The 20,969-nt window shown below is 45.6% G+C and carries 20 protein-coding genes, 1 other RNA gene and 1 pseudogene; 17 read left to right on the forward strand and 5 right to left on the reverse strand.

The genetic code is table 11. The annotated features are described in order from the left end of the window. Nucleotides 1–20 precede the first annotated feature (20 nt). Nucleotides 21–464, reverse strand: coding sequence for a Z-ring associated protein ZapG (gene zapG, locus Vt282_RS02580; protein WP_162047103.1), 444 nt, complete (start codon nucleotides 462–464; stop codon nucleotides 21–23). Nucleotides 465–704: 240 nt separating this feature from the next. On the opposite strand from zapG, the gene zapE reads away from it, so the two are divergent. From zapE to sspB, 8 genes and pseudogenes are all read left to right on the forward strand, one after another. Then, nucleotides 705–1,808, forward strand: coding sequence for a cell division protein ZapE (gene zapE / locus Vt282_RS02585; RefSeq protein ID WP_162062476.1), 1,104 nt, complete (start codon nucleotides 705–707; stop codon nucleotides 1,806–1,808). A gap of 246 nt (nucleotides 1,809–2,054) precedes the next feature. Continuing rightward, nucleotides 2,055–2,483, forward strand: a complete 429-nt coding sequence (gene rplM, locus Vt282_RS02590; protein WP_075649306.1) for a 50S ribosomal protein L13 — start codon at nucleotides 2,055–2,057, stop codon at nucleotides 2,481–2,483. Nucleotides 2,484–2,498: 15 nt separating this feature from the next. Beyond that, a complete protein-coding gene (gene rpsI / locus Vt282_RS02595; protein WP_038866232.1) occupies nucleotides 2,499–2,891 on the forward strand; it encodes a 30S ribosomal protein S9 in 393 nt (130 codons plus the stop codon). Nucleotides 2,892–3,209: 318 nt separating this feature from the next. After that, nucleotides 3,210–3,801, forward strand: a pseudogene (gene petA / locus Vt282_RS02600) (ubiquinol-cytochrome c reductase iron-sulfur subunit). Continuing rightward, on the forward strand, nucleotides 3,801–5,066 hold the full coding sequence (locus Vt282_RS02605; RefSeq protein WP_162062477.1) for a cytochrome b: 1,266 nt from the start codon (nucleotides 3,801–3,803) through the stop codon (nucleotides 5,064–5,066). The pseudogene petA and the gene Vt282_RS02605 overlap by 1 nt, the downstream one beginning before the upstream one ends. Next, complete coding sequence (locus tag Vt282_RS02610) at nucleotides 5,063–5,800, forward strand: cytochrome c1 (RefSeq protein WP_162062478.1); 738 nt, start codon at nucleotides 5,063–5,065, stop codon at nucleotides 5,798–5,800. Before Vt282_RS02605 ends, Vt282_RS02610 begins: the two co-directional genes overlap by 4 nt. Before the next feature lie 98 nt (nucleotides 5,801–5,898). Beyond that, on the forward strand, nucleotides 5,899–6,534 hold the full coding sequence (gene sspA, locus Vt282_RS02615; protein ID WP_162047098.1) for a stringent starvation protein SspA: 636 nt from the start codon (nucleotides 5,899–5,901) through the stop codon (nucleotides 6,532–6,534). A gap of 9 nt (nucleotides 6,535–6,543) precedes the next feature. Continuing rightward, a complete protein-coding gene (sspB, locus tag Vt282_RS02620; RefSeq protein WP_162047097.1) occupies nucleotides 6,544–7,032 on the forward strand; it encodes a ClpXP protease specificity-enhancing factor in 489 nt (162 codons plus the stop codon). 79 nt (nucleotides 7,033–7,111) lie between these two features. On the opposite strand, the gene Vt282_RS02625 is transcribed toward sspB, so the two are convergent. From Vt282_RS02625 to Vt282_RS02640, 4 genes are read right to left on the reverse strand one after another with little or no spacing between them, the layout of a single operon-like run. Next, the gene (locus Vt282_RS02625; RefSeq protein ID WP_162047096.1) at nucleotides 7,112–7,681 is read right to left on the reverse strand and encodes a BON domain-containing protein; all 570 of its coding nucleotides are present in this window, start codon (nucleotides 7,679–7,681) and stop codon (nucleotides 7,112–7,114) included. A gap of 4 nt (nucleotides 7,682–7,685) precedes the next feature. After that, nucleotides 7,686–8,276 carry a phosphoheptose isomerase gene (locus Vt282_RS02630; RefSeq protein ID WP_162047095.1) on the reverse strand — a complete coding sequence of 197 codons (591 nt, stop codon included), beginning with the start codon at nucleotides 8,274–8,276 and terminating at the stop codon, nucleotides 7,686–7,688. 3 nt (nucleotides 8,277–8,279) lie between these two features. Then, the gene (locus tag Vt282_RS02635) at nucleotides 8,280–8,648 is read right to left on the reverse strand and encodes a YraN family protein (protein WP_162062479.1); all 369 of its coding nucleotides are present in this window, start codon (nucleotides 8,646–8,648) and stop codon (nucleotides 8,280–8,282) included. Continuing rightward, nucleotides 8,623–10,446 (reverse strand): penicillin-binding protein activator, encoded by a 1,824-nt coding sequence (locus Vt282_RS02640; protein ID WP_162062480.1) that lies wholly within the window; start codon nucleotides 10,444–10,446, stop codon nucleotides 8,623–8,625. Before Vt282_RS02640 ends, Vt282_RS02635 begins: the two co-directional genes overlap by 26 nt. Nucleotides 10,447–10,509: 63 nt before the next feature. Here Vt282_RS02640 and rsmI point away from each other — a divergent pair, with 63 nt between their 5' ends. From rsmI to murD, 9 genes are all read left to right on the forward strand, one after another. After that, nucleotides 10,510–11,373, forward strand: coding sequence for a 16S rRNA (cytidine(1402)-2'-O)-methyltransferase (gene rsmI, locus Vt282_RS02645; RefSeq protein WP_162047093.1), 864 nt, complete (start codon nucleotides 10,510–10,512; stop codon nucleotides 11,371–11,373). A 234-nt stretch (nucleotides 11,374–11,607) separates the two neighbouring features. After that, nucleotides 11,608–12,037, forward strand: an RNA gene (rnpB, locus tag Vt282_RS02650) — RNase P RNA component class A. Nucleotides 12,038–12,662: 625 nt separating this feature from the next. Then, nucleotides 12,663–13,613 carry a 16S rRNA (cytosine(1402)-N(4))-methyltransferase RsmH gene (rsmH, locus tag Vt282_RS02655; RefSeq protein WP_162047092.1) on the forward strand — a complete coding sequence of 317 codons (951 nt, stop codon included), beginning with the start codon at nucleotides 12,663–12,665 and terminating at the stop codon, nucleotides 13,611–13,613. A 6-nt stretch (nucleotides 13,614–13,619) separates the two neighbouring features. Then, nucleotides 13,620–13,937 carry a cell division protein FtsL gene (ftsL, locus tag Vt282_RS02660; protein ID WP_162047091.1) on the forward strand — a complete coding sequence of 106 codons (318 nt, stop codon included), beginning with the start codon at nucleotides 13,620–13,622 and terminating at the stop codon, nucleotides 13,935–13,937. Further along, nucleotides 13,934–15,691 carry a penicillin-binding transpeptidase domain-containing protein gene (locus tag Vt282_RS02665; protein ID WP_162062481.1) on the forward strand — a complete coding sequence of 586 codons (1,758 nt, stop codon included), beginning with the start codon at nucleotides 13,934–13,936 and terminating at the stop codon, nucleotides 15,689–15,691. Before ftsL ends, Vt282_RS02665 begins: the two co-directional genes overlap by 4 nt. A 15-nt stretch (nucleotides 15,692–15,706) precedes the next feature. Beyond that, nucleotides 15,707–17,188, forward strand: a complete 1,482-nt coding sequence (gene murE / locus Vt282_RS02670) for a UDP-N-acetylmuramoyl-L-alanyl-D-glutamate--2,6-diaminopimelate ligase (RefSeq protein WP_162062482.1) — start codon at nucleotides 15,707–15,709, stop codon at nucleotides 17,186–17,188. Beyond that, complete coding sequence (murF, locus tag Vt282_RS02675) at nucleotides 17,185–18,543, forward strand: UDP-N-acetylmuramoyl-tripeptide--D-alanyl-D-alanine ligase (RefSeq protein WP_162062483.1); 1,359 nt, start codon at nucleotides 17,185–17,187, stop codon at nucleotides 18,541–18,543. Before murE ends, murF begins: the two co-directional genes overlap by 4 nt. After that, a complete protein-coding gene (mraY, locus tag Vt282_RS02680) occupies nucleotides 18,540–19,622 on the forward strand; it encodes a phospho-N-acetylmuramoyl-pentapeptide-transferase (protein WP_162047087.1) in 1,083 nt (360 codons plus the stop codon). Before murF ends, mraY begins: the two co-directional genes overlap by 4 nt. 13 nt (nucleotides 19,623–19,635) lie before the next feature. Beyond that, nucleotides 19,636–20,958, forward strand: a complete 1,323-nt coding sequence (gene murD / locus Vt282_RS02685) for a UDP-N-acetylmuramoyl-L-alanine--D-glutamate ligase (protein ID WP_167515598.1) — start codon at nucleotides 19,636–19,638, stop codon at nucleotides 20,956–20,958. Nucleotides 20,959–20,969: the final 11 nt, after the last annotated feature.

Raw genomic sequence — 20,969 nt, forward strand, 5'->3', positions numbered from 1 at the left:
TTTTAAATGAATTTAATTGCTTAAGAAGCTTTTTTTTCAGACGCTTCGTTAGGTGATTTCAAGTACTCTTTTTTCTCTTCACGCAGAAGGCCAGTAGCACCATTTGCGTAATCTTTTGGTGCATCTTCTAGTGATTCATCTGCATTTGAGGCAGCATTCTGCTCTGCTACTTTTTGTGCAAATGGGTTGTCTTGTTCCGGCATATTTGGAAGAAGATCAGCAGATGTCTTCGCCATATGTTGATATAGCTTGGTGTACTCTTTGCCCAATGAGTCCAGCATTTCCGCTGATTGAGCAAAGTGATCAGTGAGTTCTTGTTTTTGTTGTTCAAGCTGAAACTTAGCGGTTTCCAAATCTTTGTGAAGATTTTTTTGTTGTTTGTAATTTGGGGCTGTCAGGCGAGAGATAATGAATCCAATCACTGCGCCAGCAACTAGACCAACAATTGCATAAATCCAAGGCATAAATGCTCCTTATTATTTGTTTTACATGTTGTTTACCAAATGGTTACACATGTTCAAGTCACATGGTACTATGAGTAATAAAACCAATAAAGAAAAATGCGTGTGACCAAACCCAGCGAAACTAAGCAAAAACTAGTATAGAAGAGAGTATACCCAAGTCACTTCGATGTGCGAGTTTCAACGACAATGATTGGGTGTCGCCGGATATTCAGACGCAATAACAAAGTAAAGGTTTAGCCCATGACCCCAATAGAAAAATATCAAGCGGATATAAAGCGGCATAATTTCCAGCCGGATGAAGCTCAACATAAAGCGGTTGACGCTTTGGATAATCTTTATCATCAGTTGATTGAGTATCAACATACGCCGGTTGAGGTGTTGCCAAAGTGGAAACGTCTATTGGGAATGCAGCCGCAATTACCCGAGGCACCCAAGGGACTCTATTTTTGGGGAGGCGTTGGTCGGGGGAAAACCTATTTGATGGACACCTTTTTTGAGTCTTTGCCAACAGCCAAAAAAATGCGGGTGCATTTTCACCGCTTTATGTTACGGGTGCATGATGAACTTAATGGGATGAAAGCGGAAGCCAATCCGCTTGATGTTGTGGCGGATAAATTTAAAGCCGAAGCAGACATCATTTGTTTTGATGAATTTTTTGTGTCTGATATCACCGATGCGATGATTCTTGGGACGCTCTTCCAAGCTCTGTTTGAGCGCCAAGTAATTCTCGTCGCCACTTCTAATATTCCACCTAAGGAGCTCTATCGTAACGGATTGCAACGTGCGCGATTTCTGCCTGCAATAGCGTTGATTGAGAAACACTGTTTGGTGATGAATGTCGATAGTGGCATCGATTATCGACTGCGTGCTTTAGAACAAGCGGAGATTTACCACTATCCGCTTGATAATGTCGCCGATGCCAATATGCAGCGTTATTATCAACAGTTGGTGGGGGAAGGGAAGTTGACCGTAAAGCGGATTGAGATTAACCATCGCCAATTGGAAGTGGAACAAGCTGCCGATGGCGTGTTGCATGCTACTTTTGCTCAACTTTGCCAAACGCCACGTAGCCAAAATGATTACATCGAATTATCGCGCATCTACCATACCGTGTTGCTCGCCAACGTGATACAGATGAATCGCAACAATGATGATGCGGCAAGGCGTTTTATTGCGCTGGTGGATGAGTTTTATGAACGCCATGTAAAGCTGATTATTTCCGCTGAAGTGGAACTTAGTGCTTTATATATGGATGGGCAATTGGAGTTTGAATTTAAGCGTTGTGTATCGCGTTTAACTGAGATGCAAAGCCATGACTATCTAGCACTAGAGCATTTGGCCTAAGTAAACAGAAATTTCTTTGTTGATGCAAAAAGTGGGATCTTTATTAAAAAAAAGAGATGATTTTTTCAGCTCACTTCTCTATAATCCTGCGACCCACCGTTACTGCAGACCAAATATCGAAGTTATTCGAAATTGGGTCGAGAGTGCCAACCGCTCGAAGGGGTGATGACTGGGCTCTTAGACAGTGTGGGAGTACGCGGGTACTCCTGTAAAAGTTTAAATTTAAATTAACGGGTTATTATTAGCATGAAAACTTTCGTTGCTAAACCAGAAACTGTAAAACGCGACTGGTACGTTGTAGACGCTGAAGGTAAAACTCTTGGCCGTCTAGCAAGTGAAATTGCATCTCGCCTACGTGGCAAACACAAAGCTGAATACACTCCACACTGTGACGCTGGTGACTACATCATCGTTATCAATGCGGAAAAAGTTGCTGTAACTGGTAACAAAGCTAAGAACAAAGTGTACTACCGTCACTCTGAGTTCCCTGGTGGTCTAAAATCTATCACTTTTGAAAAGCTGATCGATCGTAAACCAGAAATGGTTCTTGAACTAGCGGTTAAAGGTATGCTTCCACGTGGTCCTCTAGGCCGTGCTATGTACCGTAAGCTAAAAGTTTACGCTGGCGCTGAGCACAACCATGCTGCTCAACAACCACAAGTACTAGACATCTAATCGGGGATTTCGAAAATGGCAGAGAATCAATACTACGGCACTGGCCGTCGCAAAAGCTCAGCTGCACGTGTTTTCATTAAACCAGGCAGCGGCAACATCGTAATCAACAAGCGTAGCCTTGATGAGTACTTTGGTCGTCCAACTTCTCGCATGGTTGTTAAACAACCTCTTGAGCTAGTTGAACTAACTGAGAAACTAGACCTATACGTTACTGTTAAAGGTGGCGGTATTTCTGGTCAAGCTGGTGCGATCCGTCACGGTATCACACGTGCTCTAATGGAATACGATGAGTCTTTCCGTCCTGCTCTACGTGCAGCTGGTTACGTTACTCGTGACGCTCGTTGCGTTGAACGTAAGAAAGTTGGTCTACGTAAAGCACGTCGTCGTCCACAGTTCTCTAAGCGTTAATCTTTTTACAAAGATTCGCTTCCAGTTTTACTGGGATGTGGCTTCAAAAGCCTGGCTTATGCCAGGCTTTTTGTTTTTCTGCGTTCTAAAACTCATTTCACCTTCTTCCCCACAAAAATCCTTCAAATTCTCAATGTTCTACTTTTGTGACGACTTTAGCGTTTGTATTCATAAATGTTGCAAAAGTAGCTTTACCTTGTTAAAAGTAGGGTTTATTTATCATTTGACCTCAAATAAATACAACAATAGTCAATTTGTTAGCCATGCTCTTGGTAGGGAATACAGCAATCCATAAGGAGCGAATGGGAGAATGTTTGGATGAGCAATGCGCCTTTAAATAACGGTCGTAGACGCTTCTTAACCGCAACAACAGCAGTTGTCGGTGGTTTAGGAGCTGCAGCGGTTGCCGTGCCTTTTATTAAATCTTGGAACCCAAGTGAAAAAGCGAAAGCAGCAGGTGCCCCAGTTGAAGTTGATATTAGTAAACTGGAAGGGGCAAATGGTGCGTGTCGAGTGGCGAGGAAAGCCAGTGTGGGTCGTTCGTCGAGCTCAAACGGTTGTCGACACATTAAATGAACTTGACGGTCAACTTCGTGATCCTTCCTCCGGAGAAGCACAACAACCTGCCTATGCGCAAAATGCTTTCCGTTCTATCAAACCAGAATACTTTGTTGCCGTTGGCATTTGTACCCACCTTGGTTGCTCTCCTACTTATTTGCCAGACAGTTTTAGTGAGCAGGTTCAAGGTGTGAAATCTGGCTTCTTCTGCCCTTGTCACGGTTCAAAATTCGATATGGCTGGACGCGTATTTTCTGGCGTTCCGGCACCATTAAACTTGGTTGTTCCAAAGCATATGTACTTGAGTGACGCCAAGATCATTATCGGTGTTGACGAAGAAGGGGAGGCATAATGCAAGCTCTACTTGATTGGGTAGAAAAACGCTTACCCGCAATGAATGCGTATAAAAAGCACCTATCTGAATATCCAATGCCAAAGAACTTCAACTTTTGGTATCTGTTTGGTTCGTTGGCAATGCTGGTGCTGGTTAACCAAATCCTAACGGGCATTTGGTTAACCATGAACTATGTCCCTTCTGGAGACGGGGCTTTTGCTTCAATTGAATATATCATGCGTGATGTGGAGTATGGGTGGTTGTTGCGTTATATGCACTCAACCGGCGCATCGGCATTCTTCGTTGTTATTTATCTGCATATGTTTCGCGGTCTGATTTACGGCTCATACCAGAAACCACGTGAGCTACTGTGGGTATTTGGCATGCTTATCTTCTTGGTGTTGATGGCCGAAGCATTTATGGGTTACCTACTTCCATGGGGGCAAATGTCTTACTGGGGGGCACAGGTAATCATCTCGCTATTTGGTGCCATTCCGGTGATTGGCGATGACCTAACCCTTTGGATTCGTGGTGACTACGTTATTTCAGGCGCAACGCTAAACCGTTTCTTTGCTCTTCACGTGATTGCGCTGCCTATCGTGTTATTGCTGCTTATCGTATTGCACGTTTTGGCACTGCACGAAGTGGGATCAAACAACCCGGATGGGATCGAGACCAAGCTACCTAAAGGCTCGATGGGCGAAGATTATCAAACACAATTCAAGTTCCACGACTACTATTCGAAGAAATACGACATTATCGATTCTATCCCGTTCCATCCATATGGCACGGTGAAAGATTTAGTCGGTGTTGCTGGCTTCTTGTTCTTGTTCTGTTACGTGCTGTTCTTTAACCCAGAGATGGGGGGCTATTTCTTAGAACCACCTAACTTTGAAGCGGCAAACCCACTTAAGACGCCAGAACACATTGCACCAGTTTGGTACTTCACGCCGTTCTATGCAATCTTACGTGCTGTTCCAGACAAGCTACTGGGTGTTATTGCCATGGGCGCGTCAATTGCAGTGCTATTTGTTCTGCCTTGGCTAGACCGTTGTAAAGTTCGCTCTTACCGTTACCGCAGCAAGTTCCACTTGTTCAACATTATTCAATTCACCATCAGCTTTATTGCGTTGGGTATTTTGGGTGCGCTACCTGCAACCCCGTTATACACACTATTGGCGCAGATTTTTAGCTTAGGTTACTTCATGTTCTTTGTACTGCTGTATTTCTATAGTAAGAACGAGGCGACGAAACCATTACCAGAGAGGGTGACATTCAAATGAAAAAGTGGATTTTAGTTTTGTTTGCAATGTTGCCATCGTTAGCACTGGCAGCGGGAGCAAATGTACCGTTAGATAAGGCGAATAACGATCTGTCCGATCAAGCGTCATTGCAAAATGGTGCCAAGCTATTTATGAACTATTGTTTTGGTTGTCATTCTGCGCAATACCAGCGTTATGAACGTGTTGCGCGTGATATCGGTATTCCGATTGATCTAATGAAAGAGAACCTCATCTTTGACCCGACGGCTAAGGTAGGGGATTTGATGGAAAACGCGATGCCAGAGAAGCAAGCTGCTAAATGGTTTGGTGGCCCAGCTCCGGATTTAACTTTGGTTGCACGTGTACGTGGTACAGATTGGCTCTACACGTATTTACGCTCTTTCTATGAAGATCCTGCTCGCCCATTTGGTGTTAACAACGTTGTGTTTCCTAGCGTCGGTATGCCACATGTACTCGAAGAGTTACAAGGTATTCCAATGCCAGTGATGGGCACGAAAGTGGTTGACGGTGAAGAAGTGGAAGTTGTTGTTGGTATCGAGACAGATGGCTCAGGTGAGCTAAACTCAGAAGAGTATGATCAAGCCGTACGAGATTTGGTTAACTTCCTTGAGTACTCGGGGGATCCTGTGAAACTTGAACGCCACACGTTAGGTTGGTGGGTAATGGGTTTCCTTGTGATCTTTACCATTGTGGTGGTGCTACTCAAGAAAGAGTATTGGCGTGATGTGCATTAATTGTGCTATCATGGCGTGCTAATTACCATATTTGACTGTTTACAATGGAGGCTTAGCCTCCATTGTTTTTTATTTCTGTAAGTGTGCTGGAGGGCTCCATGGCTGTAGCTGCCAATAAACGTTCTGTGATGACTCTATTTTCAAGTGCATCTGATATGTATAGCCATCAGGTTCGAATCGTGCTCGCTGAAAAGGGCGTAAGCGTTGAGGTTGAGCTAGTTGATGAAGCAAACTTGCCTGCGGAATTGATTGAGTTAAACCCATACAAAACTGTTCCAACTCTAGTTGATCGCGAGCTTGCTCTATATGACTCAAAAATCATCATGGAGTACCTAGATGAGCGTTTCCCTCATCCACCTCTAATGCCTGTTTACCCAGTTGCTCGTGGTAACAGTCGTCTAATGATCTACCGTATCGAAAAGAACTGGTACTCACTAGCAGAGAAAGTGGTAAATGGTACTGCTGAAGAGTCAGATGCTGCGCGCAACAAGCTACGCAACGACCTATTAACTCTGGGTCCTGTTTTTGCTGAGTTTGAATACTTCATGAGCGAAGAGTTCAGCCTAATTGACTGTTACCTAGCTCCGCTTCTATGGCGTTTACCTCAACTAGGTATCGATCTAGTAGGCCCTGGCTCTAAAGAGCTAAAAGTGTACATGAACCGCGTATTTGAACGTGATTCATTCTTAGCTTCGCTAACTGAAGCTGAACGTGAAATGCGTCTAGTTCGTTAATTTTTGAGCATGGACATTTCTAGTATGACCCCACGCCGCCCATATTTGCTGCGCGCATTTTATGAGTGGCTGGTGGACAATGATTTAACGCCGCATTTGGTTGTGGCGGCGACGTTGCCTGGTGTTCGTGTACCTCAGGAATTTGTTCAAGATGGACAAATTATCCTTAACGTAGCACCGCGCGCAGTAGGTAACTTGCAGCTGGGCGATGATGAAATCACGTTCAATGCTCGTTTTAGTGGTCGTCCACATATTGTGGTGGTGCCTCTATACGCAGTGCAAGCTATCTACGCTCGTGAGAACGGTGCTGGCACTATGTTCGATCCTGAAGAGGCGTACATGGATGTGTTTGATGATTCTGAAGACGAATGGTTGGAAGAGTCTGATGAAGCACCAGGTTTAGCATTGGCAGAAGAAGCGCTTCAAGAAGAGTCTTCATTCCCTGATGATGAGCCACCAAGACCAAAAGGTCGTCCAAGTTTGCGCGTCGTGAAATAATCACGAGCAAGACACCAATAAAAAGCAGCGTCGAAACGCTGCTTTTTTGTTGTCGGTAAGTTAGCCTTCAATAATCTGATTAATCACCATATTGAAAAGCTTTGATCACTTGCTTCACACCCGAGATGTTGCGAGCGATTTCGGCGGCTTTGTGGCCATGTTCACGTGATACGTAACCGAGTAAAAAGACTTCACGATCTTCAGTGATCACTGAAATTTTTACGCCGGCTAAGTCATCATCTGTCACCAGTGCAGATTTTACTTTGGTGGTTATCCAGCTATCGTGGCTGATTTCACCGAGAGATAGTGGTTGTTTGATTCGTACTTGATTATGAATCGTTTGTACACCAGGTACTTTGCGAGCTTGTTGCTCAAATTGATTGAGTAATTGCTCATTGTTAGACTGCCCCATTAAAACCACTATACCTCGATAGGAACTGGCGTTGACGCGCATGTTGCCTTGGTAAGGTGCTTTGTTGGTTAAGCCTGCGACTTCAAATTCGATATTGTTGTCGTTCCAAATTTCTTTGGTTGTTCGAGTATCGGTAACGATATTGACCGTAGTCGCGGCACCGGCAACAAACAACCCAACGCATCCTGTGTTGGCGAGTAGAATCAAGCAAACAAATAGAGCTTTAACAAGTTTCATCTGACTATTCTTCGTGAGCTGGGAATAACACTTGGTCTATCAAATCACATAAGCAGTGTAAGGTCACCATATGAACCTCATGTATTCTCGCAGTTCTGTGAGACGGAATACGAATTTCGACATCGTGCTCGCCTAATAGTCCTGCCATTTCACCGCCATCTTTCCCTGTCAGTGCGATGATTGTCATATCACGAGTTACAGCTGCTTCCATTGCTTTGATGATGTTCTTGCTGTTACCACTGGTTGAAATGGCTAACAGAATATCACCAGGTTGGCCAAATGCTCGAACCTGTTTTGAGAAGATCTGCTCGTAGTGGTAGTCGTTTGCTACCGCCGTTAATGTCGTGTTGTCCGCAGTCAATGCCATTGCAGGAAGGCTAGGGCGCTCGGTTTCAAAACGGTTAAGTAAGCAAGAGACAAATTGCTGGGCATTGGATGAAGAACCACCATTACCACAGCAAAGAATCTTATTGCCGTTTAGCAGGCTGGAAACCATTGCTTGTGCTGCGTGAGTAATCGCATCCGGCAACGCTTCAGCTGCCGCGATTTGGATTTGAATGCTTTCTGTGAAGCTCTCTTTAATGCTATCGAGCATCAGTTATCCTTGCGTAATTGCATTTTTTATCCATTCTACTTGTTCGCCGTTTCGATGAATAGCGATTAGGTCAAAACGAATATCCGTTGAATAAATCGACATGCCCTGTTTTAACAGCCAAACATTGGCCGCCTTAACAATACGTTGTTGCTTGACATAAGTGACAGTTTCAGCTGCATGTCCATAGGTTTGATTGTTGCGATAGCGCACTTCAACAAACACGATAGTTTGCTTGTCGCGCATGATGAGGTCTATCTCACCAACTTTGGTGCGAAAATTTTTTTCGATGGGCTGTAAATCAAAAGCGGAGAGGTATTTCTCCGCTTCTGATTCAAAGAATAAGCCCTTAGTTAGCTTGCTTAGCAGCGCCATGCTCTGCCCAACTAATTTCGCGCTGTACGACGCAATTATCGTCGAGACTTAACACTCCCGTGTTACCTTGAACTGTCGCTCCTGACACCACTTTCATTTGTGGTAATTGTTCGATCAGTAGGTAAGCATCCATACCAAGTGCTTGTAGTCTTTTCTCTGCATTTGAGCCTTTTGGCCAAAGTTGATCCATCTGTCCTTCAATGGTTTCACTTGGTTGTATCAGCAACGGAATATCGCTGTAAGTCACACCAGTCAAATCTTCATATTGTTGACGACTGCTGTTACTACGTGAATTTGAAAACAGTTTTGGTGGTGTAGTATCTGGATTGATTGCTACTTCAATAAATGGCTTGATCAGAGTGAGTTCACCACTGGTTGCTACGATGTAAACAGCATCGATATCTCGACGGCTGCGTGGCTGACTTTCTAGTTGGATACCTAGCAGTGATTCCATTTGAGCGATATGCTGCTGGCTTTTCTGTAAACCAAGTGCTTCGTTGATATTGCGTTGCAATTGACGCTTATCTGCAAACAGATTAACCGCAACTTTATTGTCGCTGTATTTATCCCACTCTTGGTTAAATGCCTCGACGACACGTTGGCCAAAACTGCCTTTTGGTGCCAGCACTAGTGGATAACGGTAACCTTGGTTATAGAGGTGTTTAGCTGCTTGTGCCACTTCTTGCTCTGGCGATAGTGCCAAATAGCAAATACCGGTCCCTGGCTGAATCTCATCAGGGATATTGAGCGCCAGCATAGGAATTGGGTTGCCATGATCATTTAACGCATTACTGATACGTTCAATGTTGTCTTTGATCAGTGGACCTACGACAAAATCGATGTTTTTGTCGATAAAGGTTTGTTTCATAGCTGCAGGATCCGTGATGTTGGTGTCAATCACGGTTAGTGTTGCATTTGGATCGCGCTGAGTATCATTCATCATTTGCAGAATGAAGCCGTCGCGAATTAACTGCGCTTGTTTAGCAAACTTACCAGAAAGAGGTAGAAGCAGTGCGGTATTGGTTGGTTTGACGATTTGCAGCGCTAATACATCTTGAATCGATTTTGGTGTATACAGTGCAGCAGGGTGAGTTGGATTCTCAGCTAACCATTGCTCAAGCGTATTTTTTAATTGCGGAATATTATTCGCCAAATTTGCTTGATAGATCGCCAGTTGAACCCATCCATCAAATACTTCTTCGTTTGGTGCGACGGTGAAACGAGTGATTTCATCCGCTGAGTATTGGGTTAAGTTTTCCCAAATGTACTGAGACAGTTCAGCTTGTTCACTCTGGTCTGAATAATTTGATAGCAAAGACAATTCACGTGCCGCTGAGAAGTACATTCGTTGCTGAGCAAAAATATCCGCTCGCAATTGATAGTAGTCTCGCCACTGCTCATTGGCGAGACGCCAAGTTGGGCGGAAATTGAGTTCTTTGATCGCTTCTTCATATTGTTTGTTGTTAAACAACAATTGAGCGCGAGCGAGCTGCCATTCAGCTTGCTGCATACCAGTCAGTGGTTGGCGCGATAGGCGGGTAATCAGCAACTCTGCTTGATAAGTATCGTTGGTTTCAACCGCGGCTTTGAGCGCCATGATGAGCCAATCACTTTGTAAGCTGCCTTCACTGCTGTCTGCGCGTACCAAATAATTCGTCACCGATTGAGTCGGTTCTTGCGTAATATCAACCGATGTTGGTGTCGATGAAGTCGTCGAACACGCACTTAACACCACTGCAAGGGCTACAGGAGTCAGTAAGCGTGGTACACTTAATCGCTTGTGGTTATTCATGGCCATGAGTTCTTCGTAAATTCCGTATATGATTGTGTCTATATTAATCGTTGAAGTGATGCTAAACAAATGACAGATAACAAAACCTTACCTGCACCGATCCCAACTCTCTTTATTGTACCGACTCCAATTGGCAATTTAGGTGATATTACCCAACGTGCCATCGAAGTGCTAAACAGTGTGGATCTAATTGCGGCAGAAGATACACGTCATACTGGTAAGCTATTAGCTCACTTTAATATTTCGACCAAAACCTTTCCACTGCATGATCATAATGAGCAACAAAAAGCACAAGTTTTGGTCGAAAAATTACTCTCGGGTCAATCTATCGCATTAGTGTCAGATGCTGGCACACCACTTATCAGTGATCCAGGGTACCATCTTGTCTCACAATGTCGTCAGGCGGGAGTAAAAGTTGTTCCACTTCCTGGTGCTTGTGCCGTTATTACCGCACTGAGTGCATCAGGTCTGCCATCAGATCGCTTTAGCTTCGAAGGTTTTTTACCACCAAAGAGCAAAGCAAGAAAAGATAAGTTGCTGGAAATTTCAAAAGTAGAACGCACTTGTATCTTTTATGAGTCACCTCATCGTATTTTAGACTCATTAGATGACATGCTGGAAATTCTTGGTCCAGATCGTGAAGTGGTCCTAGCGCGAGAATTAACTAAAACGTTTGAAACCTTCCAAGGTTTGCCATTGGGCGAATTAGTGGAGTGGGTTAAAGCGGATGACAACCAACAACGCGGTGAAATGGTGCTACTCGTGCATGGTCATCGTGAAGTCGCCGACGACTCTTTACCGGATGAAGCGTTGCGTTCACTCGCCATTTTGACCAAAGAGTTACCTCTGAAAAAAGCGGCAGCGTTGGCAGCAGAAATCTACAATCTGAAAAAGAATGCACTGTATAAGTGGGGTTTAGAGAATCTTAACTAAGCCACGCTTAGTATAAGATCTTAAAAAGTAGGGGAATCGAGATCGAAAGCCGCTCGCTTCTCCTTTTTTATGTCCGCGAATAGTATCGACAAAATTGTATTCCTCAAAAAAACACCCTTTAAGGTCTCAATTCTATTAGGGTGTCGTCCATTTTCTAGTCAAATAAACTGCGCATGGCCCCATATTTGTGATCTTGCTAGACAGGGAGGGGCTAACTCTATACAATCCGCCCTCGGAGTTGACTGGGTAGTCGCTGCTTTGTTGATGTCCTTCGGGAGACTGACGTTGAAGTCCTTTGGGAGACTGACGTTGACGTCCTTCGGGAGACTGACAAAGGGGAGGAAAGTCCGGGCTCCATAGAGCAGGGTGCCAGGTAACGCCTGGGGGGCGCAAGCCTACGACAAGTGCAGCAGAGAGAAGACCGCCGATGGCCCGCAAGGGATCAGGTAAGGGTGAAAGGGTGCGGTAAGAGCGCACCGGACGACTGGCAACAGTTCGTTGCAGGGTAAACTCCACCCGGAGCAAGACCAAATAGGCCTCCACATTGCGTTGCTCGCGTAAGGAGGCGGGTAGGTTGCTCGAGCCAGTGAGCGATTGCTGGCCTAGACGAATGGCTACCGCCGCGCAAGCGGAACAGAACCCGGCTTATATGTCGGCTCCAATCCAATAGGATTCACAAGGCCTCGCAGTAATGCGGGGCTTTTGTGATCTTGGGAGTTTGAAAAAGTAAAACCGCGATTCAAACCGTGTGCTTTTGTGTTGGCTATTGATTTTAATAGGAAATCAAACGCCATAAAGTGAGCGTGAAATATTTTCTGACTGAATGTCTCATTTATTGATTCATTAACTAAAGTTTAGCTCCAGATTAAGTAATCGGTACTACACTAAACAGGTGTATATAGCGAAGAGCGTGTGCACTGCCCCCAGTCTCGCGCTCAAATGCAGTGAGTCATGTGGTATGAATTCTCCTGCACCTTTGCCGCCGGAACGCTAGGCGGCTTTTTCTTGTTCAATTTCCCAATGCGAACATTTCCCGATTTATGGTGAGTATGGTAACCTCCTCGCCGCTCGAAATGCACGGTTTTACTTCGGTAACGAAATGCGCTTCGAATTCCCTATTTATATGCCCACGCGAAGTGGTTTTTTGCTTTTTATTGACGAAAATTATTCCGTAAGCAATAAACTTAGCGCAATATCACGTGATGTCTGCCTGTGAAGGTGGCGATACGTGATGAAATCAGTACACTGAGAGTGAGCGTGTATGCATACGCTAGCTAGATGAGATAACTATGACAGAAGCATTTAAACACATATCTGTATTACTAAATGAATCAATCGATGGATTGGCCATCAAACCTGATGGTACATACATTGATGGTACATTTGGTCGTGGTGGCCATAGCCGCACAATCTTATCGAAACTAGGTGAAAACGGTCGTCTATTTAGTATCGATCGTGATCCGCAAGCAATCGAAGAAGCGAAGAAGATTGATGATCCTCGTTTTACTATCGTGCATGGCCCATTTTCAGGTATCGCAACGTACGCAGAGCGCTACGATTTAGTGGGCAAAGTAGACGGTGTGCTATTCGATTTGGGCGTGTCATCACCTCAATTGGACGATGCAGAGCGCGGCTTTAGCTTTATGAAAGATGGCCCGTTGGATATGCGTATGGACCCAACTTCAGGTATTCCAGTTTCACAATGGCTAATGGAAGCTGACCTTGACGATATTACATGGGTTATTCGCGAGTTCGGTGAAGATAAGCATGCGCGTCGTATTGCGAAAGCGATTGTGGCCTACCGTGAAAATGAAGAGAACGAACCACTGACTCGCACGGGTCAATTGGCGAAATTGATTTCGGATGCGGCACCAAAGAGTTTTAAAGAGAAAAAACACCCTGCAACACGTGCATTCCAAGCTTTCCGTATTTACATCAACAGTGAACTTGAAGAGATTGATACCGCATTGAAAGGTGCTGCAAGTATTCTTGCTCCAGAAGGTCGTTTATCTGTGATCAGCTTCCATTCACTAGAAGATCGCATGGTAAAACGCTTTATTCGTAAAGAGAGCAAAGGCCCTGAAGTGCCGCACGGTATTCCTCTGACTCAAGAGCAAATTGCAGCACTGGGTAGTGCCAATCTAAAAGCTGTGGGTAAAGCGATTAAGCCAAGCAAAGAAGAGATCGAGTATAACGCTCGTTCACGCAGTTCGGTTCTACGTATCGCAGAAAAGCTGTAAGTTATTATGAATAAAACCACCCCGAACCTTGCCAAAATTATAGGCTTAGATTTAATCACCGTGGGACGCGGTTCTTTAATTCTACTTGTGCTAATTTTTGCCAGTGCAATGGCGGTGGTTTTTACTACCCATCAGACTCGCTCCGCTATTACCGAAAAAGATCACGCGCTAACGGAGCGTGAGCGTCTTGATGATGAATGGCGAAATTTATTGCTTGAAGAAACCGCTCTGGCAGAACATAGCCGTGTTCAGTCAATCGCTAAGCAAGAGTTGGATATGAAGCGTCCAGATTCAGATAAAGAAGTGGTGATTGATTTACCATGAAACTGAGTAAAAAAAGTAAATCAGCTCCGAAACCTACCTCAAAACCTGCCAAAGAAGCCGTGGCTGTTGAACCGCCACAGCTGATTCGTTGGCGATTCTATTTAGTCCTTCTGTTTGTATTTGCCATATTTGCAGCACTCGTTGCGCGTATTGGTTATCTGCAAATCATCGAACCAGATAATTTAATCAAGCAAGGTGACATGCGCTCGATTCGCGCACAAACGCTTTATTCTGCGCGCGGAATTATCTCAGATCGCAATGGTGAACCTCTAGCCGTTAGTGTACCGGTAGAAGCGGTATGGGCCGATCCTGCAACCATCTTTAAACAAGATGAGGGGCTGGGGGATATTGACCGTTGGCATGCGCTGGCCGATGTACTTGGCCTTGATCGTCAAGAGATGATTGCGAAAATCAAAAAGAATAAATCTCGTCGTTTTATCTATCTACAACGCCAAGTAAGCCCGGCTATGGCGAACTATATTCGCGAACTTAAGCTTGCTGGTATCGGTTTGAAACAAGAATCTCGACGTTACTATCCAGCAGGTGAAGTGAGTGCCCATTTAGTTGGGGTGACAGGGATTGATGGCAACGGTCTAGAAGGTGTTGAGCGCACATTTAATAGTGAGCTAGCTGGGGAATCAGGTAAGCGCGTGATTCGTAAAGACCGTTATGGACGCGTGGTTGAAAATATCTCGCTGCAAGAGCGTGAGGAAGGCAAAGCGTTAGTATTGACGGTTGACCAACGTTTACAAGCCATTGCCTATCGAGCAATTAAGCAAGCTGTGGCTGACTATCGTGCGACTTCTGGTTCTGCTGTTGTGTTGGATGTAAAAACTGGCGCCGTATTAGCGATGGTGAATGCACCGTCCTATAACCCAAATAACCGTGCTGATTTGCAATCGGCAAAAATGCGCAACCGTGTGATCACCGATGCTTTTGAGCCCGGCTCAACGGTGAAACCATTTGTCGTTCTGGCAGCGCTTCAAGACGGCGTAGCGAATAAAGATACGGTGATTGATACCGGTAACGGCATCATGCAAATCGGCGGCAGTCGCGTTCGTGATACGTCTAAAGTGGGCAAGGCTGACTTAACCACCATTTTGAAAAAATCCAGTAATATCGGTGTCGCCAAACTTGCGCTGAAGATGCCACTTGATGATTTGCTTAGCATGTATAGCGCGGTGGGTTTTGGCCAAACTTCCGGTATGAGTTTGATTGGTGAGACTGAGGGTATTTTCCCGAACCGTCGTCGTTGGTCGCAATTTGAAATTGCCACTCTCGCTTTTGGCTATGGTTTGACCATTACGCCTTTGCAGTTGGCGCATGCCTACGCCACGCTTGGTAATTACGGTAAATATCAACCGGTACATTTGATCGAAAGTAATCAGCAAGATCTGTCTCGCCAAGTGTTTGATGAAAAATACGCACGTATGGTGCTCGCGATGCTGGAAACCGTGACGCAAAAAGGCGGTACGGCGACGAAAGCCGCGGTACCTGGTTACCGAGTAGCAGCAAAAACGGGTACTTCACGTAAAGCCATTGCTGGTGGTTATGGCGACGAATATTTTGCCTATACAGCCGGTGTCGCGCCTGCCAGTGATCCCCGCGTTGCTTTAGTCGTTGTAGTCAATGAACCGCAAGGTGATAACTACTACGGTGGTTCGGTTGCCGGGCCCGTATTTGCAGAGATCATGAAAGGGACGCTTCAGATTCTGAATATTGCCCCTGATGAAAACAAATTTAAGCAGGAATAGAGTGAGACCTTATTAATGTCGTCAAGCCTCACAGTGAAACAACTTCTTGCGCCATGGCTCAATTTGGAATCGCCATATGCGCAAACCTCCATTACTCAACTTGAGTTAGACAGTCGCCGTGTAGCGACTGGTGTGACTTTTGTCGCGATTAACGGCCACGCGGTCGATGGACGCAAGTTTATCTCATCGGCAATCGCTCAAGGGGCCAATCTGGTTATTGCAGAAGCTTGTGAGCAAAAAGTTCACGGCAGTTTAGAAATGGATAGTGGTGTTGCGATTATCTATCTCGATGATCTTGCAAACATTCTTTCATCCTTGGCGGGCAGACTGTATGCACACCACAATAACCAGTTGATCGGCGTAACAGGCACTAATGGTAAAACCACCATCACCCAACTAATCGCGCAATGGCTAGAGTTGATCGGCCAGCGAGCGGCAGTCATGGGCACGACAGGCAACGGTTTTCTTACTGATCTGCAGCCAGCAGCGAATACCACAGGTAATGCGATAGAAGTTCAGCACACTATTGCTGATCTCGCAGCACAAGGTGCGCAATACACGGCGCTTGAGGTTTCTTCTCATGGTCTAGTGCAAGGGCGAGTTAAGGCTCTGCCTTTTGTTGCCGGCGTATTTACCAACCTCAGTCGTGATCATTTGGATTATCACGGTACGATGGAAGAGTACGCACGTGCTAAATTCTCGCTATTCGAGCAACACAACTGCCAACGAGCGATCATCAATGTGGATGATCAAGTCGGCGCTGAATGGATTGAGCGTTTAGAGTCGGCAATCGCGGTTTCTTTAAAACCACAAACTCGCACCAATGGTGTGTGGGCAAACAAGGTTGAATACTCCGAACAGGGCATCGATATCGCATTTGATGGCATGTTTGGTGCTGGTCAATTGCAGGTGTCGTTAATCGGTGAGTTTAATGCTTCCAACGTTATGTTGGCGTTGACCACGCTATTAAGCCTGGGTTTTGACAAACAATTACTACTCGAAGTCGCACCACAATTAGTTCCAGTGTTGGGACGCATGGAGCTATTTGCTGCTAAAGGCAAAGCCAAAGTTGTGGTCGATTATGCACACACGCCAGATGCGTTAGAAAAAGCATTGCAAGCGCTACGCGTGCATTGTAATGGCAAACTATGGGCAATTTTTGGTTGCGGCGGTGATCGTGACAAAGGCAAGCGCCCAATGATGGCAGAGATAGGCGCACGCTTGGCGGATCATGTGATCATTTCAGATGACAATCCACGCAGCGAAAACCCTGCGCAAATTGTACAAGACATGCTGGCGGGGATGACTTCTGCTGATAATGCGATTGTTCAGCACGATCGCTTTAGTGCCCTAGAATACGCGTTAAATCACGCCACCGAGCAAGACATTATTTTGATGGCGGGTAAAGGTCACGAAGATTACCAAGTGCTCGCTACACAAACTATTCATTATTCTGATCGCGAGTCCGCGCAGCAACTATTGGGGTTGTCACTATGATTGAATTGACTCTTAGTCAACTGACAGACGTATTGGACGCTGAGCTAGTGGGCTCTGATTGCGCGATTACACAAGTTTCGACCGATACTCGTAACATTGAATCGGGTTCATTATTCGTTGCACTCGTTGGTGAGCGTTTTGATGCTCATGATTTCGCTGAGCAAGCGGTTGAGGCTGGTGCGTCAGCACTTTTGGTTGCTCGTCCATTAGCGGTTGCAATTCCACAATTGGTGGTTGCCGATACTAAAGTGGCGTTAGGCCAACTCGGCGCGTTTGTACACCAAATGTGCCAAACACCAACGGTTGCTATCACTGGCAGCTGTGGCAAAACTACAGTAAAAGAGATGGTTGCCAGCATTATGATGCAAAAAGGGCAAGTGCTCTTTACGGCAGGCAACTTCAATAATGACATCGGTGTGCCATTAACGTTGCTCCGTTCAACGCTTGATGATGATTACGCCGTGATTGAGCTAGGCGCTAACCATATTGGTGAAATTGCTTATACCTCTGCATTGGTTGAACCTGATGTTGCGTTGGTGAATAACGTGGCGGCGGCCCACCTAGAGGGTTTTGGCTCAATTGATGGGGTAAAACAAGCGAAAGGTGAAATCTACCAAGGTTTAAAAACCGGTGGTGTAGCGATTGTTAATCTCGAAAGCCACGGCGGTGAGTTTTGGCAGTCGGCGTTGGCAGATAAGCAAGTAAAAACCTTCTCCACTCAAGACACCAGTGCAGATTATTACGCCGACAATGTGAGTTTAAATACCGCTGGTGAAGCGCAGTTTACGCTTCATACTCCGCTCGGTAGCCAAAATATTCAGCTCGGAATTATTGGTAAACACAATGTGGCCAATGCGTTGGCGGCAACGGCGCTTGCGGTAGAGTTAGGCGCTGATTTAGGCATGATTGCCTCGGGTTTAGCACATTTAGCCAAAGTGAAAGGGCGGGTAGAAGTGATTGAACTCACTGAAAACCTAAAACTTATCGACGATAGTTACAACGCAAGTGTGCCTGCGATGAAGGCGGCTGCGGATCTTTTAGCTGGATTTAGCGGCACCCGCTGGCTAATTTTGGGGAATATGGCTGAGTTAGGCAACGAAAGCCTTGAACTTCACCGTCAAGTCGGGGAACATGCAGCCCCATTTAATTTTGAATACGTTCTGACTTATGGCGCTGATGCAAAAGCGATCAGTGAGATTTGTCAGGGCCAACATTTTGATTCACACGACCGCATGATCGAATTTATTGTCCAGCAGTTGCCGACTCATACAGGTCCTCAGATTTTACTGGTTAAAGGTGCCAATAGCGCTGGTATGAGTAAGATCGCAACTGCCTTAAAGGAGAAGTTCTTATGATGATTTGGCTTGCCGAGCTGCTACAGCCATATTTTTCATTTTTCCGTTTATTTGAATACCTATCGTTTCGTGCCATTGTCAGTGTATTAACGGCGTTAGGTCTTTCATTGTGGATGGGACCTCGTTTAATTCGTCGTTTGCAGATGCTGCAAATTGGTCAGGTGGTGCGTAACGAAGGCCCTGAATCGCATTTTAGTAAGCGTGGTACACCAACGATGGGTGGTGTGATGATTCTTGCGGCGATCATTGTAACGGTACTGCTGTGGTCTGATTTGACTAACCCATATGTTTGGGCCGTTATTTTTGTACTAGGTGGTTATGGTGCGGTTGGTTTCGTTGACGATTACCGTAAAGTAGTACGCAAGAACACAGATGGTCTTATTGCTCGTTGGAAATACTTCTGGCAATCGGTGATCGCGTTGATCGTCGCATTCGCATTGTATGCACACGGTCACGATACCAGTGCGACGCAACTAGTGGTGCCTTTCTTTAAAGAAGTCATGCCGCAGCTTGGTTTGATGTACATCGTATTGACCTATTTTGTTATCGTTGGTACCAGTAATGCCGTTAACCTAACGGATGGTCTCGATGGTCTTGCCATTATGCCAACGGTATTGGTTGCAAGTGGTTTTGCCGCGATAGCGTGGGCCACCAGTAATATTCAATTTGCCAATTACCTCCACATTCCTTACGTACCATACGCATCTGAATTAGTTGTCGTGTGTACCGCCATTGTTGGTGCTGGTCTTGGCTTCCTATGGTTCAACACCTACCCAGCACAAGTATTTATGGGTGATGTTGGCTCGTTAGCGTTAGGTGGTGCACTAGGCACTATTGCCGTACTCGTGCGTCAAGAATTTGTATTGGTGATCATGGGCGGTGTATTCGTCATGGAAACCCTGTCGGTGATTCTTCAAGTGGGCTCATACAAATTGCGCGGCCAGCGCATCTTCCGTATGGCGCCGATACACCATCACTATGAATTAAAAGGCTGGCCAGAACCTCGCGTTATTGTACGCTTCTGGATTATTTCGATCGTTTTGGTACTTGTGGGTCTTGCGACACTGAAAGTACGTTAAGGGAATAAACACCATGACCATGCAACGTTGGCAAGGTATTGAAAAAGTTGTGGTAGTAGGGCTTGGCATTACCGGGCTCTCTGTTGTTAAGCATCTCAAGCGATTACCGCTGACATTGCAGGTCAAAGTGATCGACACTCGCGCGAATCCGCCGGGCGCTGAAGATTTACCTGAAGATGTTGCGTTGCACACGGGAAGTTGGCGCACCGATTGGCTATTAGAGGCTGATTTGGTGGTGACGAACCCGGGCATTGCGTTAGCAACACCTGAAATTCAACAAGTTTTGGCGGCGAATATTCCAGTCGTTGGTGATATTGAGCTGTTTGCTTGGCAAGTGACTAAGCCTGTGATTGCGATTACCGGCTCAAACGGTAAGAGCACGGTAACGGATTTAACCGGCGTGGTGGCAAAGGCAACGGGTCTTAAGGTTGGCGTAGGTGGCAATATTGGCGTTCCTGCCTTGGACCTGCTTGAGCTGGATGCTGATTTGTATGTGTTAGAGCTCTCGAGCTTCCAATTAGAAACGACCTCCAGTTTAGAATTGATTGCAGCCGCATTCCTAAACCTATCTGAAGACCATATGGATCGTTATCAAGGCATGGCGGACTATCGTCAGGCTAAGCTGCGTATTTTCGACCACGCACAAGCGTGTATCGTTAATGCAGACGATCAAGAAACATACCCCGAAACGACGGGTGAGTTGGTCGAGTTTTCTACCATGAAAACGGCCACTGCATGTGTGAGTGAATTCGAAGGGGTTGAGTACCTGACTTATCAAGGTGAGCGTATTTTACCTATTGAGCAGTTAAGTATTGTCGGCCGTCATAATGTTGCTAATGCTTTGGTAGTGATTGCATTGCTGTATCAATCAGGTGTTAATGTACAAGCTGGCCTAGAGGCGATGAAATCTTACCGTGGCTTGACACATCGTTGCCAAGTTGTTGCGGATAATCATGGCGTTAAATGGGTTAATGACTCAAAAGCGACCAATGTCGCGAGCACTTTGGCTGCATTATCTGGATTAAATCTAGAAGGTAAGCTTTATCTTCTTGTTGGTGGCGATGGCAAAGGTGCTGATTTTAATGATTTAGTGCCTGCACTTGCTCGTCTCAATGTACAGTTATGCTGCTTTGGTGCTGATGGTGATAAATTCATGCCTTTGCATCCAGCCGCTAAACGTTTTGACACCATGCAAGAAATCATTGAATGGGCCAAGCCACAACTGTCACAAGGTGATATGGTATTGCTCTCTCCCGCTTGCGCCAGTTTTGACCAGTTCAGCAATTTTATGGCGCGAGGTGATGCGTTTGCATCATTGGCTCAGCAATTTGCTTAGCGGATCTTTAT

This window comes from Vibrio taketomensis, assembly GCF_009938165.1.
Taxonomy (GTDB): Bacteria; Pseudomonadota; Gammaproteobacteria; order Enterobacterales; family Vibrionaceae; genus Vibrio; species Vibrio taketomensis.